Here is a 262-nt window from a genome sequence, read left to right as displayed (position 1 = left end):
CATCAAAGCGCGATCGAGCCGCCATTCGGCACGCGCGCACAGCTCCCGAATAATCTCACCTTACGAGTTTATCGAAGCCGAGCGGCCCCGCAAACGCGCCTACCGGCGGGGCAGTCGGCAAACGCGCCGTGCTGCCCCGCCAGCACTCAGACCGTCCAGTCGAGAATCACCTTGCCGCTTTCACCGGACAGCATCGCGGCGAAGCCTTTCTCGTAATCGTCGGCCGCAAAGCGATGCGTGATGATCGGCGACAGATCGAGGC

The 262-nt window shown here is 63.4% G+C and carries 1 pseudogene; it reads right to left on the bottom strand.

The features are described 5' to 3' along the window. Positions 1-146: 146 nt before the first annotated feature. Positions 147-262 (bottom strand): annotated as a pseudogene (gene tdh / locus SB772_RS42355) (L-threonine 3-dehydrogenase); the annotation flags it as partial.

The sequence above is a fragment of the Paraburkholderia sp. SIMBA_030 genome (assembly GCF_046535245.1).
Taxonomy (GTDB): Bacteria; Pseudomonadota; Gammaproteobacteria; order Burkholderiales; family Burkholderiaceae; genus Paraburkholderia.
The sequence above is the reverse complement of the archived record's forward strand: the minus strand, read 5'-3'. Positions and strand labels throughout refer to the sequence as shown.